The sequence below is a fragment of the Shewanella sp. AS1 genome (genome assembly GCF_021412565.1).
Taxonomy (GTDB): Bacteria; Pseudomonadota; Gammaproteobacteria; order Enterobacterales; family Shewanellaceae; genus Shewanella.
The window spans coordinates 34,806-47,406 of record NZ_JAKCLJ010000013.1 but is presented as its reverse complement, the minus strand read 5'-3'; the positions used below and the strand labels follow the sequence as shown (position 1 = coordinate 47,406).

Genomic DNA, 12,601 nt, shown 5'->3' with positions numbered 1-12,601 from the left:
CTGATCCTCCACCATCTGCTAGGGTCTGTTGACCTTTGAAGGTTAAATTTTGTTCGAGATAAAAGCGTTTTAGGCGAGGCAAGTTGTATGTAGCTTAGTCGCCTAAGTCAGTACCACTTAACGAAGCATAAAACGTTTTTAGCCGAACCCTTCGGGCAGCGTTTGTTGGGGCTTTCTACCGCGTTATCGCCTTTTTATGTAGAACAACTACACCGCAAAGGCTCTGCCTTGTATAAAACCCCAACAATTCGCTGCAAAAATCATCAGCAAAGGTCAACAGACCCTAGTGGTTTATGTCTTTTAGACAAAATAGTTAATGATTTTAATATTTTGCCGTTTAACCTAAGAGTATAACCCGCCCGATCCAATAAACCTAATAACGACGGGGGACGGAGCATACCCTGAATTGCGCCTAATTTGTACCCAGAATTGATAGGGGAATACCAAAAAAGCCGATTGGGTCAATCGGCTTTGGGTTGGTTGGGAGTTAGAGTTGCAGGTTTTCTTTAAGGGAACACATCGTCTGGCAGAAATACTTGGCCTTATGTTCATCCTGATAGAAGCCGCGAGCCTCATCGTCCATCACCAACTTCTTATAGGGATAGTGGTGCAATACTGTTTTGGATAGGGTGCGACCTGTACAATTCAGGTCGCTGTTGTTATTGGTGTTAGTTAGCTTTGCAGCAATTGCTGCTGGATAAAGTTCCACTGCTCGTTAAAATGGCTGGTGGGTTTCTGTTTGAAGTCGCTGCGCACGAATTGGGCGATACGGCCTTCGGCAACCGCAAGCAGCAAGTTAGCTAAAATCGTCTCATCGAGATTAAAGCCTCTGCCTTCACGCAGGGTTTTTTCGCGCAGGATCTGTTTTAAGTGAGTTTCCACCTTGGAGAAGATCTGTCCGGTGCGGCTGCGCAGTCGTTCATGTTCACCCAGCAGGGCATCGCCGTTGAGGACGCGGGAGATCCCTGGATTACGCTCGGCAAAGATCAGCAGCAGTTGCAACAGCAGCTGACAGCGCTTCATCGTGTCCTTTTCCTCTTCCATGATGAGGTTGATGCGCGACAGCAGGGAATCTTCAATGAAATCGATCAGGCCTTCAAACATCCTAGCTTTGCTGGGAAAGTGGCGATAGAGGGCCGCCTCAGAGACACCCACCTCGGCCGCTAATTTGGCAGTGGTGATCCGCTGTCCCGGGCTGGTTTCCAGCATAGTCGCAAGGCATTGGAGTATGTGTTCACGGCGATTCGGTTTCGGGCTTGCAGCCATCTGGTTTTCCTTTACTCAATTACAAGTCTTGCGATGGACTCTGTGTGGCCATCGCTTGTTATTATTATATTTTCTTTGTTTTTAGTGTGTTGCTAGCGTAATGACTTAGCGGGTACCTGAGTGACCAAAACCGCCCGCGCCGCGCTCTGAATTATCAAATTCATCCACCAGTGTAAATTCGGCCTGTACTATGGGCACAAATACCAGTTGTGCCAGTCGATCCCCTACCTCTAAGGTGAACGGCTCGCTGCCTCGGTTCCAGCAAGAGACCAAGAGCGGCCCTTGGTAATCAGAATCGATAAGGCCGACAAGATTGCCCAGGACGATACCGTGTTTATGGCCCAGCCCCGATCGGGGCAAGATCACGGCGGCAAGGCCGGGATCGGCCACATGCACGGCTATGCCCGTCGGGATCAGCTGAGTCTCACCTGGTTGAATCACTAAGGTGTTATCTGTCATGGCACGAAGATCCATACCGGCACTGCCAGGTGTGGCATAGGCGGGAAGCGGGAATTGTGAGCCGATACGGGAGTCGAGAATTTTCAGTTCAATGGGCGTCTTCATGCTGACTTCATCTGTTTTGCTATAAGGGTTAAGAGTTGTTGCGCCAGGCTGTGTTTATCGCAGGCCGGCAGATCCTGCTGGCCATGAGCCCAGAATACCTTGAGGGCGTTACTGTCGCTGTTAAAGCCAAGTTCGGGATTGGAGACATCGTTGGCGGCGATCATATCCAGCTTTTTACGCTTGAGCTTATCTTTGGCGTAATGTTCCACATCCTGAGTCTCGGCGGCAAAGCCCACGGTAAAGGGCCTTGGGGTGTGACTGGCGACGGTTGCGAGAATATCGGGATTACGCACTAAGGCCAGCGCCATCTCATCGGCGGATTTCTTGATCTTCTCGTCGGCGACCTGGGCGATGCGATAGTCACAGACGGCGGCGCAGCCGATAAAGATTTGCTGATGATTAACCTCGGCCAGCACGGCATCGAGCATCTCCTGGGTCGATTTCACATCGATACGCTTGACGTTCGCCGGGGTGTCCAGATTCACAGGGCCACTGACCAGGGTGACCTTGGCGCCCATCTCTGCTGCGGCCTTGGCGAGGGCAAAGCCCATCTTGCCTGAGCTGTGGTTGGAGATATAACGCACGGGGTCGATCGCCTCACGGGTCGGCCCGGCGGTCAGCAGCAGCGACACGCCTTGCAGCAGCTTAGGTGCAAAGAAGTGTTCCACCTGCTGGGCAATCTCCAGCGGCTCCTGCATGCGCCCTGGGCCGACTTCGCCACAGGCCTGACTGCCAGATGCGGGATCCCAGATGGTGAGTCCACGGCGGCGCAGTGCGGCCAGGTTGTCCTGGGTGGCTTGGTTGCGATACATCTGCTGATTCATCGCCGGGCAGAGCACCACAGGTGCCTCTGTGGCAAGACAAGTGGTGGTGATCAGTTCATCGGCCATACCGGCATGGATACGGGCGATAAGATTAGCGGTTGCCGGCGCAATAAGCACCAGATCGGCCCAGCGCGCCAGCTCGATATGGCCCATGGCGGCTTCGGCTGCCGGGTCTAACAGGTCGGTGGCCACAGGATGGCCCGAGAGTGCCTGCAGGGTCAAAGGGGTAATAAACTCCTGAGCGCTTTGACTCATCACCACCCTGACATCGGCGCCGCGCTCTTTGAGTCGTCTGACCAAATCGGCAGATTTATAGGCGGCAATTCCACCGCCGATCCCCAGCACTATGTTTTTGTTTGTTAGACTCATCATGATCATTAATCGCGTTATTGGGTCTTGGATTGTTTCGGGCTAACCATACCACAACCGGCAGCTAAGTAGAGCATACAAGTTTTTAAAAACTAGGCCATACTCAATATCTCTATAAAAGCCTGAGACCTGAATTTGAAGGCTAGGTTGAAGGCTAGGTTGAAGGCTAGGTTGAAGGCTAGGTTGAAGGCTAGGCGAGCAACAGGGAGGTTGTGATGGCAATTAAAGATTGGCCGGAGGGAGAGGGACCGCGGGAGAAATTACTGCGCCACGGGGCGATGCAGTTATCTGATGCCGAATTGCTTGCAGTGCTGCTTCGAAACGGTTTACCGGGACAGAGCGCTGTCGCCTTGGGCCGAACCATGATAAGCCACTTTGGCGGCTTGCGGCCGTTAATGGCAGCCAGTCAGCATGAAATGTGCGCGATCGCCGGTGTGGGGGCGGTAAAATATGCCCAATTGCAGGCCGCCATCGAGATCGGCAAGCGAATTTCGAAAGAAAATCTACAAAGAGGCAAAATTTTAACCGATCCTGATTTAACTCGGGACTATTTAATGAGACAATTAGCGGATCGTGCTTATGAAGTGTTTGCCATCTTGTTACTCGATAGCCAACACAGAGTTATTCAATTCGTTGAATTGTTCCGTGGCACTATAGATTCAGCCTCGGTTTATCCACGCGAAGTGGTAGGTCTAGTGCTTGAGAAGAAAGCCGCTGCAGTCATTGTCTGCCACAACCACCCATCAGGCGTTGCGGAGCCAAGTCAGGCTGATCGGCGAATAACTGAGCGATTGAAAAACGCGTTGGCGACTATTGATGTTTCCCTTCTAGACCACATGGTTGTAGGGGATCGAGAGATTGTTTCGTTTGCAGAGAGGGGATGGATAGATTGAATATCCCTTGATCTTTACTTTTAGATCCTGTATAAAATGCGCCCTCTTTGTGTGCCTCGGGCGACGGCCATATTCGAGGTACATTAATGCTCGAGCGTTATATTGTTTTTGGAGAAGATTGACATGTCAAGAGTATGCCAAGTTACTGGCAAGAAGCCTATGGTTGGTAACAACCGTTCGCATGCTAAGAACGCGACTCGTCGTCGTTTTTTACCTAACCTACAGAACCACCGTTTCTGGTTAGAAGACGAAAAGCGTTTCGTTCAACTACGTGTATCTACTAAAGGTATGCGTATTATTGATAAAAAAGGTATCGAAGTTGTTGTTGCTGAACTTCGTGCCCGTGGTGAGAAGGTATAATAGACCATGGCTAAAGCTAAAGGTAACCGTGAGAAGATCAAGTTAGTTTCTAGCGCTAACACTGGTCACTTCTACACAACAGAAAAGAACAAGCGTAACATGCCTGAAAAGATGGAGATCAAGAAATTTGATCCTGTTGTTCGTCAGCACGTTATGTACAAAGAAGCTAAAATCAAATAATTACTGATTTTCAGTTTTCTGCAAAACCCCACTCGGTTCATCCAAGTGGGGTTTTTTATTGCCGCAATTTGGCTTGATCGCTGCACTGTGTGGGGATTTACAGCAGCGACTTGAATTCAGCATGGATACTCAATCATCTCCCTTGTGAGAATGCTTGAGGGATCAGCACAATATAATCGCCATAAGCCTATAAATTGACTATGCTTTCTTCATTGTAAACAAATGGCAATCGATGAAAACAAATGCTTTCAAAATGAATTTAAATGCAATATCATCGGGTTTTTATCGCAATAGCGGCACATTCGCTGGTTATTTATTGAACTTTAGAGGGTTCACAGGTGCGCACGACTGAGTTGGTTGAAGGGTTTCGTCATTCCGCGTCCTATGTTAATGCACATAGGGGGAAGACATTTGTAGTGATGCTAGGTGGCGAAGCACTGGCACAAAACAAAATTCGCTCCATCATTAATGATATTGCGCTGCTGCACAGTCTTGGCATCAAGATAGTGCTGGTGCATGGTGCTAGACCACAGATTGATGAAGCCCTGATGCAGCATAATCTCAAGCCGGAATATTACAACGGCGTGCGTATTACCGATGAAGATTCCCTGAAAGTGATCAAACAGGTGGTCGGCGGATTGCAGCTGGATATCACGGCGCGCCTGTCGATGAGCCTGAGCAATACCCCAATGCAGGGCACTCAGATCAACGTGGTCAGCGGTAACTTCGTGATCGCTCAGCCGCTCGGGGTGGATAACGGCGTCGATTATTGCCTGAGTGGCAAGGTGCGCCGAATCGATGTGCAGGGCCTCAAGCGTCAGCTCGACAGCCACGGCATAGTGCTGTTAGGCCCGGTAGCGGCCTCAGTGACGGGCGAGAGCTTTAATCTTACCGCCGAAGAGGTAGCGACTCAGATCGCCGTCAAGCTCAGGGCCGATAAGATGATAGGCTTTAGCGATAAAGAGGGGATCCTCGACAGTGACGGTGAGGTGATCGCAGAATTGATGCCAACCGATGCACAGCGAATTTTGTCTGAACTGACCGATGAAGACGATTGGTGCATCGGCTCGCGCGCCTTCCTGCAGGCCAGTATCGATGCCTGTCGCAACGGCGTTTCCCGTTGTCACTTTGTCAGTTACCTCAACGATGGCGCCCTGTTGCAGGAGCTGTTCTCCCGTGATGGTATTGGTACTCAGATAGTGATCGAGAGTGCCGAGCGTCTGCGCCGGGCAACCATTGCCGATATCGGCGGGATTTTAGATCTCATTCGTCCGCTGGAACAGAGCGGTGTGCTGGTAAGGCGTTCCCGCGAACAGCTGGAGATGGAGATAGAGCAGTTTATGCTGATTGAGCGTGACTCCTTGGTGATAGGCTGCGCGGCACTCTATCCCTTTGAGGAGGACAACGCCGGAGAGTTTGCTTGTCTGGTGGTGCATCCAGAATACCGCGATGCGGATCGCGGCAGCGTGCTTTTGAAGAACATTATCAATCAGGCCAAGGTACGCGGATATTCCCGTCTGTTTGCCCTGACGACCCGCAGTATTCACTGGTTCCTAGAGCATGGGTTCCAGATAGTGGAAGTGGATGCGCTGCCCAATAAGAAAAAGCAGCTGTATAACTATCAGCGTAAATCCAAGATTTTAGCGCTGGATCTTCAGCAGGACTAGATTTACCAAAATGGCTTCAGCGGGTTTGCTTTACTGTATGAGCCTCGCATGATGACAATTTTGTCTCGAAAGATGACAGCGCACAGAAACCACCTCAGGGTGGTTTCTCTGTTATAGGCTTGCTTGGTTTTAGAGCGACTTGCACTGGAGAGAATAACTGATTATCTTGCTTTGCATCCATTTTACCTTCAAGAGGTTAGTGCCGAGATGGCGACACAGGTATTTGACTTTTTACCTTTCGATACATCCACTCAGATAGCTTATCTTTCCCTGCTGCTGGGGATAGGGCTGTTGCTGGTGCTACTCAAGGTGAAGCCTATGCCGGCCACGGCCAAGTCCGCCTCTTTTGGCATGGTGCTGTTTGTGCTTGGTCTGCTCACTTGGGTCTATTATCAGGCTCAAAATGCCAATGTCACAGTGCGTGACGGGCAGCTGGAGCTCAATATTCCGCTCTATGGAACCCAACTGCCGCTGGCCAGCCTGACGCTGGCCGAGGCGCGAATAATCGATTTAGGTGATAGCGATACGTCCGAGCTGTTTTATCGCAGTAATGGTGTGGCGCTGGTGGAGTACAGGCTCGGCTGGTTTAAGCTTAAAGATGAACGGTTTGGCAGTGATAAGGCGCTGCTGAATGTGACCGGCAGTCGCCATATCCTGATGATCCCAACGAGTGAGGGATACCTGTTGATCCTGAGTGTGACTCAGCCTGAGGCCTTATTAGCCGCGCTGTCGGCGCCGACTTTGTAACACCATATCCAGAGAGAAGATAACCAGCGCACTCCAGATAAAGACAAAGGTCACCCCTTTTTCTAAATCGAACTGTTCATTGAACAGGCTGATGGCCAGAATGAACATGATGCTGGGGCCGATATACTGAAAAAAGCCCAGCATAGACAGGGGAATCCGGGTTGCAGCCCCGGCAAAACAGAGCAGCGGCACAGAGGTGACCACCCCTGCGGCCATCAGCAGCAGGTTCATATCAAGGCTGTTGGTCAGCATGCTGGCGCTGGCACTGTCTAAGGTTGTAAACAGGTAGAAGAGCGCCACTGGCATCAAGAGGGCGGTTTCAACCAATAAACCTGTCTTGGCATCGACCTTCACTTTCTTGCGCAGTAATCCATAAAATCCAAATGAGCCGGCTAAGGCTAGTGAGACCAGCGGGATCGAACCGAAAGAGATCAGCTGCACCATCACACCGATAAAGGCAAGTGTCACAGCAAACCATTGTAGTTTGCGTAGCCTTTCACTTAAGAACAGCATACCCAGCAACACATTAAACAGCGGGTTGATAAAGTATCCCAGGCTGGCATCCAGCATATGATCATTATTCACAGCCCAGATAAACAGCAGCCAGTTACCGGCGATTAGCGCCGAGGTGATGCTTAAAATCCCCAGCTGTTTCGGCTGCTTAAACAGCTGCCTGAGTTTGCCAAATCCGCCGATGAACTGCATCAGGATCACCATAAAGACAAATGACCAGATCACCCGATGGACTAAGATCTCGGTAGCTGAAATCTCATTCAAGAGTTTAAAGTAGATAGGAGCAACGCCCCAAAGACAGTAGGCGCAAATTGCCAGCATTATGCCTTTACGATGTTCGGTGTCAGCCATGGTCTTGTGATTCATCTTGTGATCTTAGCTTGGGGGAGGGCATTGTAGGTGGCAATGAGATAGGACTCAAGGGATAGCGTGACTAAAGGGGCCAAGCTAGCGTAGTATTTATCTGCCAGCCGAGTCCCGTTCTGTTTACATCGTCAGTTGCTGCCCATCTGCAGTTACCCCACCATATAGGTGCCGGTACCGAAGGCGATATGATCGCCTAGTTCGTTATGCAGCTCCATGCGACACACAGATACCCGGTTGCCGGCACGGATCACTGTGCCTGTGCCGGTAAAAAGGTGTCCGCGTCCTGGGCGCAGGAAATCGATGCGCAGGTCGATTGTGCTTAACGTTTGCAGCCGGGCTATCAGTTCATCCAGTTGCCAATCATTGCGGCTGGCTACTAGGCCTGCAAACGCCGTCATTCCGCCAACCACATCCAGCACAGTTGCGGTGACGCCGCCATGTAAGATTTTATGGTGGATATTGCCGATTAAGCTGTCTTGCATCTTAAAGCTGACTTCGGTCGCCGTTATGTCGTAACGCAAGATCTCGAGCCCCAGCAGATTATTAAAGGGCATCTTGTGGCTGAAAATGTCGGCAACTGTCGTGATCATCTCTTGTTGAACTTGGGTGATACTCGCTTGAGTCATGCTAATTACTCCCTGTATTTGCTTAATAACCTATCGCTAATTGTGTACAAATAACAGCGGCTTGTCGCTTTTTTAAACAGGTATTCCGTCTAAGTGGTCGCCAGTGCTTAGGGGATAAGAAAAGTGACAGTAAATCTGCCGCTAGCCGAGACAAGACCGCCCCGCTTGATTAGAATAGGCGGCCTTATTACTAAAAATGAGATGAGATGGACGCCAGCGTCAGCACCATAGCCCCGAGAGTTGAAGATATGGATCCGCTTGCAACGACTTTGCAGGCGGTGTTTGGCTATCGCACCTTCAGAGAGGGCCAGCGTGAGGTGATGGATCAGGCTTTTCTAGGTCAGGACACCTTGGTCATTATGCCGACGGGTGGCGGCAAGAGCCTGTGCTATCAGCTACCGGCGCTGCTGATGCCGGGTCTGACAGTCGTGGTATCGCCGCTTATCTCATTGATGAAAGATCAGGTCGACAGCCTAAAACAGATGGGGGTGGCCGCAGGCTATCTGAATTCATCCTTGCCAAGGGAAGAGGCGCAGCAGCTGTTTTCTCGCTTACACAGTGGTGAGCTTAAGCTGCTTTATGTTTCTCCCGAACGTCTGCTGATGCCCAGTTTTATTGAGCGGCTTAAACACCTTCCCCTCTCGCTGTTTGCCATCGATGAGGCCCACTGCATCTCCCAATGGGGTCACGATTTCAGGCCCGAATATGCCGCCCTAGGCCAACTGAAACAGCTTTTCCCCGCCGTGCCTGTGATGGCGCTGACGGCCACGGCCGATCAGGCGACCCGTGAAGATATCTGTCAGCGTTTAGGCATTGCTCCCTATGTGCTGCTCACCAGTTTCGACCGTCCCAACATCCGCTATACGGTGGCAGAAAAACTCAATGCGGCCAATCAGCTACGGCAGTTTATTCAGGCGCAAAATGGTAACAGTGGCATCATCTATTGCAGCAGTCGCCGCCGGGTCGATGAGGTGGCCGAGCGTCTGCGCCTGCAGGGGTATAAAGCCGATGGTTATCACGCGGGCAAGAAGCAAGAAGAGCGCGCCGATATTCAGGATCGCTTTTTAAAAGATCAGCTGGAAATTGTGGTGGCAACGGTTGCCTTTGGCATGGGGATTAATAAGTCCAATGTGCGTTTTGTGGTGCATTACGATATCCCCAAGAGCATAGAAGCCTATTATCAGGAGACAGGACGCGCCGGGCGTGATGGTCTGGACGCCGAGGCGTTAATGCTGTTTGACCCCGCCGATATCGGCCGGGTGCGCCATCTTATCGAGCAGCTTGAGCCAGGGCCGCAGCAGCAAGTCGAGTTCCATAAACTGCATACCATGGCGGCCTTTGCTGAGGCGCAAACCTGTCGGCGACAGGTGCTGCTGCACTATTTCGATGAGAGTGCCTCAGAGCCCTGCGGTAACTGCGATATCTGTCTCGACCCGCCTAAGCGTTATGATGGCGTGGAGGATGCGCAGAAGGTGCTCTCTTGTATCTTCAGGTTACAGCAGACCTTCGGTATCAATCACCTTATCGAGGTATTGAGGGGGTCTAGAGCTGCCAGCGTGGTGGACAGAGGCCATGACAAGTTATCCACCTGGGGCATAGGCAAAGAGAAGAGCCATGAGTTTTGGCTGAGTATTACCCGTCAGTTAATCCACTTAGGTTTTGCCAGTCAGGATATTACCCGAGGCTCGTCGATCAAACTTAATCCTCAGGCGAGAGCCGTACTCAAAGGCGAGATCCCGCTGCAGCTGGCCGAGCCGAGGATCATCTTAACGAATCCGATCAAGCGCCGCTCCAGCAGTCGGGCACCACTGAGTTACGACAGGAAGCTATTTGCGCGCTTAAAACTCCTGCGCCGCACCCTCGCTGAAGAGCTGGATGTGCCACCCTATCTGGTATTTAACGATGCCACCTTAGCGGAGATGGCCGCCATGTTACCCACAAGCCCAGGCGAGATGCTGGCGGTTAATGGTGTGGGAGAAACCAAACTCAACCGCTTTGGCGGCGAGTTCCTCGATGAGATTAATGACTATCTCACCGAGGGCAAGTCCAGCCTTTAACCCGTTATACGCCTTTCGTTATAGCGGCTGAGCTGATCCATATTCGCCCGTTTTATCAGTGAATTCAGGCTGTCATGTTGTTGCATCGAGGCCATGCCGATGGCAAGTTTTCTACTCAGTTGCAGGGGCACTAGCATCTCTTCGAGCTGATTAATCAGTCCTGTTGCACCGTTTTCGGAGGTAAATGGCAGCATGATAAGTATGTTTGCCCCGCGGTTATGGAGCAAGATATCCTGCCGGCGCAGCTTGCTCTGCAGATCGGTAATTAACTGGGCGATATCGTCCTGTGGTATTGCCGCAACATTGATTTGTAGTAGCGTCAGGGGAAACGCCAGCTGTTTGGCCGTCGAAAGCAATACGTCCATTTTCTCGCTTAAGGTAAGCTGGGCCTCACGCAACGGCAGTTTCGCCTTAGCGCCCGGGCGCGAAATGAACAGGATAAGGATGATGAGCAACAGCAGTAATAAGCCGATAAGAAGAAGCGTGTTGTAGTTCAGAGTGTTGGTTAACGAGCCTGATTGTGACGCTGTGTTTTGCAGCCTTTGCTGATAATGGCTCAGTTGTGTCTTCACTTGTTCCTGCCGAGTACGTTTAAGTTGCTCGTCTCTTTTTTTCGCGGCATTAAAACGTTCCAGCTGGTAGCGATAGGCCTGCTGAAAATCGCCAGCGGCGACAAAATAGTCGCTCAATATCTGATAGCAGGCGACCAGCTCATCATATTGATTGCTGCGCCGAGCGTTATCAATCACCTGTTGCATCACACTTAAGCCGGATTCTACCTCATTGTCGGCCAGATAAATTTGAGCCAATAGGCGACTCGCCCGCTGGGTATAATGAATCTTCTTCTGCTCTTTAAAGGTGTTGAGTGCGATGTTGAGCATTTGCAGGGCGGTTTTATGGTTATCACGCAGAAACTCAACCTCGGCCAGCTGAGTGTAATATTCGGCCAGCTCAGTGGCACTGGCCAGCTCAGGCGTTAAGGTTTTGGCCGCTAAGAGGGTTTCATCCCGGATGCTGAACTCTTGATTAAGATGGGCAATTTTGGCCAGATCTAGCAAGGCGGCTAATTTAACCTTTCCTGTAACTTGTGGATGTTTCAGGGCGTGTTTAGCAAGAAAAAAAGCTGGATTCAGTTCGCCCTTTAACAGTAACAGTTGTGCCATTGTGAGTTGAATATAGGCTTGGGGCGGGACTATCCAGTCGACCTGCCGCTCTGCATCCAGGTAGATATCTTGGGCCAGACGCAGATCTTCCAAGGCGTTATCCTTGTCACTCATCTGGATACTGATGCGCGCTCTGAGCAGGAGACCATTGACCAGGGACGCGGCTTGTTGCAACTCACGGGATTGAAAAATGGCAGTATCGACTAAGGTCAGGGCCTGACCTAGGTCGCCATAATTGATATAAGCTGCGGCCATGCAGTTTAAGAAATAGGGCCCCGCCTGCGGGATATTGTCTGATCTGGCTTTGGCATTATTTAAGCGTGCCAAATTGATTGCAGCTTCATTTTCACCGAGCTGAACATAGGCCTCACACTTCAATAATGCCGCTCTGAATTGCGCTGCTGCTGATGATTTTTGCAGCTCATCGTCATGTTCTAATCGGCTCAGTCCTGACAGGGTGTCGCTGGGATATTGATATACTTTGTCAGCTAAATCATTCAGCTCAGTCATAGTGTCGGCCCACGCCGGTGCCAGCCAGAGGCTAAGCAAGAGCACTATGCAACGAAAATCCATTTTATAAAACTCCAAAACCAATTGCCAAGTAAGCCATTACTCGCGGGATTATACCTATAATTTGTAGGTAATTGCATAAAAAATATATCGTTTAGGGCAGAGTAAATCGCCGTCCCTAGTATGTGACTGCACATTCGTTATCTGCAAGCGGGGAGGGCGTAAGATGCCAGTGAATAATAAGCTTTGCGGCGCAAATTGGGCTGTTGCCGAAAATTAAGGTTGACTATTAAAACAACAGCAGTTAAAAATTAAACGTTCAAAGGAAAAAGTGAATCATTAATTAACGTTTGTGAAAGTAAAACTGAAATTCAAGCTATGACAATTAACCGTGCACAACTCAGCCTCCTCATTCTCACTCTCGCAGATCCTGCGCGGAGAATGTAGTGCTGCACGCTTAATAACACACCCAGCATTCATAAACCCCGCGCCTAAC

The 12,601-nt window shown here is 50.6% G+C and carries 12 protein-coding genes; 6 read left to right on the top strand and 6 right to left on the bottom strand.

The annotated features are described in order from the left end of the window. Positions 1–672: 672 nt before the first annotated feature. From slmA to coaBC, 3 genes are all read right to left on the bottom strand, one after another. The gene (slmA, locus tag LZP69_RS14285; RefSeq protein ID WP_234201392.1) at positions 673–1,266 is read right to left on the bottom strand and encodes a nucleoid occlusion factor SlmA; all 594 of its coding nucleotides are present in this window, start codon (positions 1,264–1,266) and stop codon (positions 673–675) included. Between the two features lie 105 nt (positions 1,267–1,371). Then, the gene (dut, locus tag LZP69_RS14280) at positions 1,372–1,830 is read right to left on the bottom strand and encodes a dUTP diphosphatase (protein WP_234201391.1); all 459 of its coding nucleotides are present in this window, start codon (positions 1,828–1,830) and stop codon (positions 1,372–1,374) included. Further along, positions 1,827–3,032, bottom strand: a complete 1,206-nt coding sequence (coaBC, locus tag LZP69_RS14275; protein ID WP_234201390.1) for a bifunctional phosphopantothenoylcysteine decarboxylase/phosphopantothenate--cysteine ligase CoaBC — start codon at positions 3,030–3,032, stop codon at positions 1,827–1,829. Before coaBC ends, dut begins: the two co-directional genes overlap by 4 nt. Positions 3,033–3,238: 206 nt before the next feature. On the opposite strand from coaBC, the gene radC reads away from it, so the two are divergent. The 5 genes from radC to LZP69_RS14250 all read left to right on the top strand — a co-directional run bounded on the left by radC (position 3,239) and on the right by LZP69_RS14250 (position 6,870). Then, positions 3,239–3,916, top strand: a complete 678-nt coding sequence (radC, locus tag LZP69_RS14270; protein ID WP_234201389.1) for a RadC family protein — start codon at positions 3,239–3,241, stop codon at positions 3,914–3,916. A 123-nt stretch (positions 3,917–4,039) separates the two neighbouring features. Continuing rightward, positions 4,040–4,276, top strand: a complete 237-nt coding sequence (gene rpmB, locus LZP69_RS14265; protein WP_011867275.1) for a 50S ribosomal protein L28 — start codon at positions 4,040–4,042, stop codon at positions 4,274–4,276. A gap of 6 nt (positions 4,277–4,282) precedes the next feature. Next, entirely contained in the window at positions 4,283–4,456 is a 174-nt protein-coding gene (gene rpmG / locus LZP69_RS14260; RefSeq protein ID WP_012275560.1) for a 50S ribosomal protein L33, read from the top strand. Positions 4,457–4,794: 338 nt separating this feature from the next. Next, positions 4,795–6,123: an amino-acid N-acetyltransferase gene (argA, locus tag LZP69_RS14255; RefSeq protein WP_234201388.1), complete on the top strand. Its 1,329-nt coding sequence runs from the start codon at positions 4,795–4,797 to the stop codon at positions 6,121–6,123. A 207-nt stretch (positions 6,124–6,330) separates the two neighbouring features. Then, positions 6,331–6,870 carry a hypothetical protein gene (locus LZP69_RS14250; RefSeq protein WP_234201387.1) on the top strand — a complete coding sequence of 180 codons (540 nt, stop codon included), beginning with the start codon at positions 6,331–6,333 and terminating at the stop codon, positions 6,868–6,870. Here LZP69_RS14250 and rarD read toward each other — a convergent pair. Together rarD and LZP69_RS14240 are read right to left on the bottom strand one after the other, a co-directional pair. Beyond that, a complete protein-coding gene (gene rarD / locus LZP69_RS14245; RefSeq protein ID WP_234201439.1) occupies positions 6,841–7,734 on the bottom strand; it encodes an EamA family transporter RarD in 894 nt (297 codons plus the stop codon). The two genes, LZP69_RS14250 and rarD, sit on opposite strands and share 30 nt — an antisense overlap. 164 nt (positions 7,735–7,898) lie before the next feature. Beyond that, positions 7,899–8,375 (bottom strand): thioesterase family protein, encoded by a 477-nt coding sequence (locus LZP69_RS14240; RefSeq protein WP_234201386.1) that lies wholly within the window; start codon positions 8,373–8,375, stop codon positions 7,899–7,901. A gap of 206 nt (positions 8,376–8,581) precedes the next feature. Between LZP69_RS14240 and recQ the strand changes: the two genes are divergently transcribed. Continuing rightward, on the top strand, positions 8,582–10,432 hold the full coding sequence (gene recQ / locus LZP69_RS14235; RefSeq protein ID WP_234201385.1) for a DNA helicase RecQ: 1,851 nt from the start codon (positions 8,582–8,584) through the stop codon (positions 10,430–10,432). On the opposite strand, the gene LZP69_RS14230 is transcribed toward recQ, so the two are convergent. Then, positions 10,429–12,168: a tetratricopeptide repeat protein gene (locus LZP69_RS14230; protein WP_234201384.1), complete on the bottom strand. Its 1,740-nt coding sequence runs from the start codon at positions 12,166–12,168 to the stop codon at positions 10,429–10,431. The genes recQ and LZP69_RS14230 overlap by 4 nt on opposite strands. Positions 12,169–12,601: the final 433 nt, after the last annotated feature.

Coding starts and splice junctions, on each gene's coding strand:
- slmA (WP_234201392.1), bottom strand. CDS start 1,266: ATGGCTGCAAGCCCGAAACCGAATCGCCGTGAACACATACTCCAATGC.
- dut (WP_234201391.1), bottom strand. CDS start 1,830: ATGAAGACGCCCATTGAACTGAAAATTCTCGACTCCCGTATCGGCTCA.
- coaBC (WP_234201390.1), bottom strand. CDS start 3,032: ATGATCATGATGAGTCTAACAAACAAAAACATAGTGCTGGGGATCGGC.
- radC (WP_234201389.1), top strand. CDS start 3,239: ATGGCAATTAAAGATTGGCCGGAGGGAGAGGGACCGCGGGAGAAATTA.
- rpmB (WP_011867275.1), top strand. CDS start 4,040: ATGTCAAGAGTATGCCAAGTTACTGGCAAGAAGCCTATGGTTGGTAAC.
- rpmG (WP_012275560.1), top strand. CDS start 4,283: ATGGCTAAAGCTAAAGGTAACCGTGAGAAGATCAAGTTAGTTTCTAGC.
- LZP69_RS14250 (WP_234201387.1), top strand. CDS start 6,331: ATGGCGACACAGGTATTTGACTTTTTACCTTTCGATACATCCACTCAG.
- rarD (WP_234201439.1), bottom strand. CDS start 7,734: ATGGCTGACACCGAACATCGTAAAGGCATAATGCTGGCAATTTGCGCC.
- LZP69_RS14240 (WP_234201386.1), bottom strand. CDS start 8,375: ATGACTCAAGCGAGTATCACCCAAGTTCAACAAGAGATGATCACGACA.
- recQ (WP_234201385.1), top strand. CDS start 8,582: ATGGACGCCAGCGTCAGCACCATAGCCCCGAGAGTTGAAGATATGGAT.
- LZP69_RS14230 (WP_234201384.1), bottom strand. CDS start 12,168: ATGGATTTTCGTTGCATAGTGCTCTTGCTTAGCCTCTGGCTGGCACCG.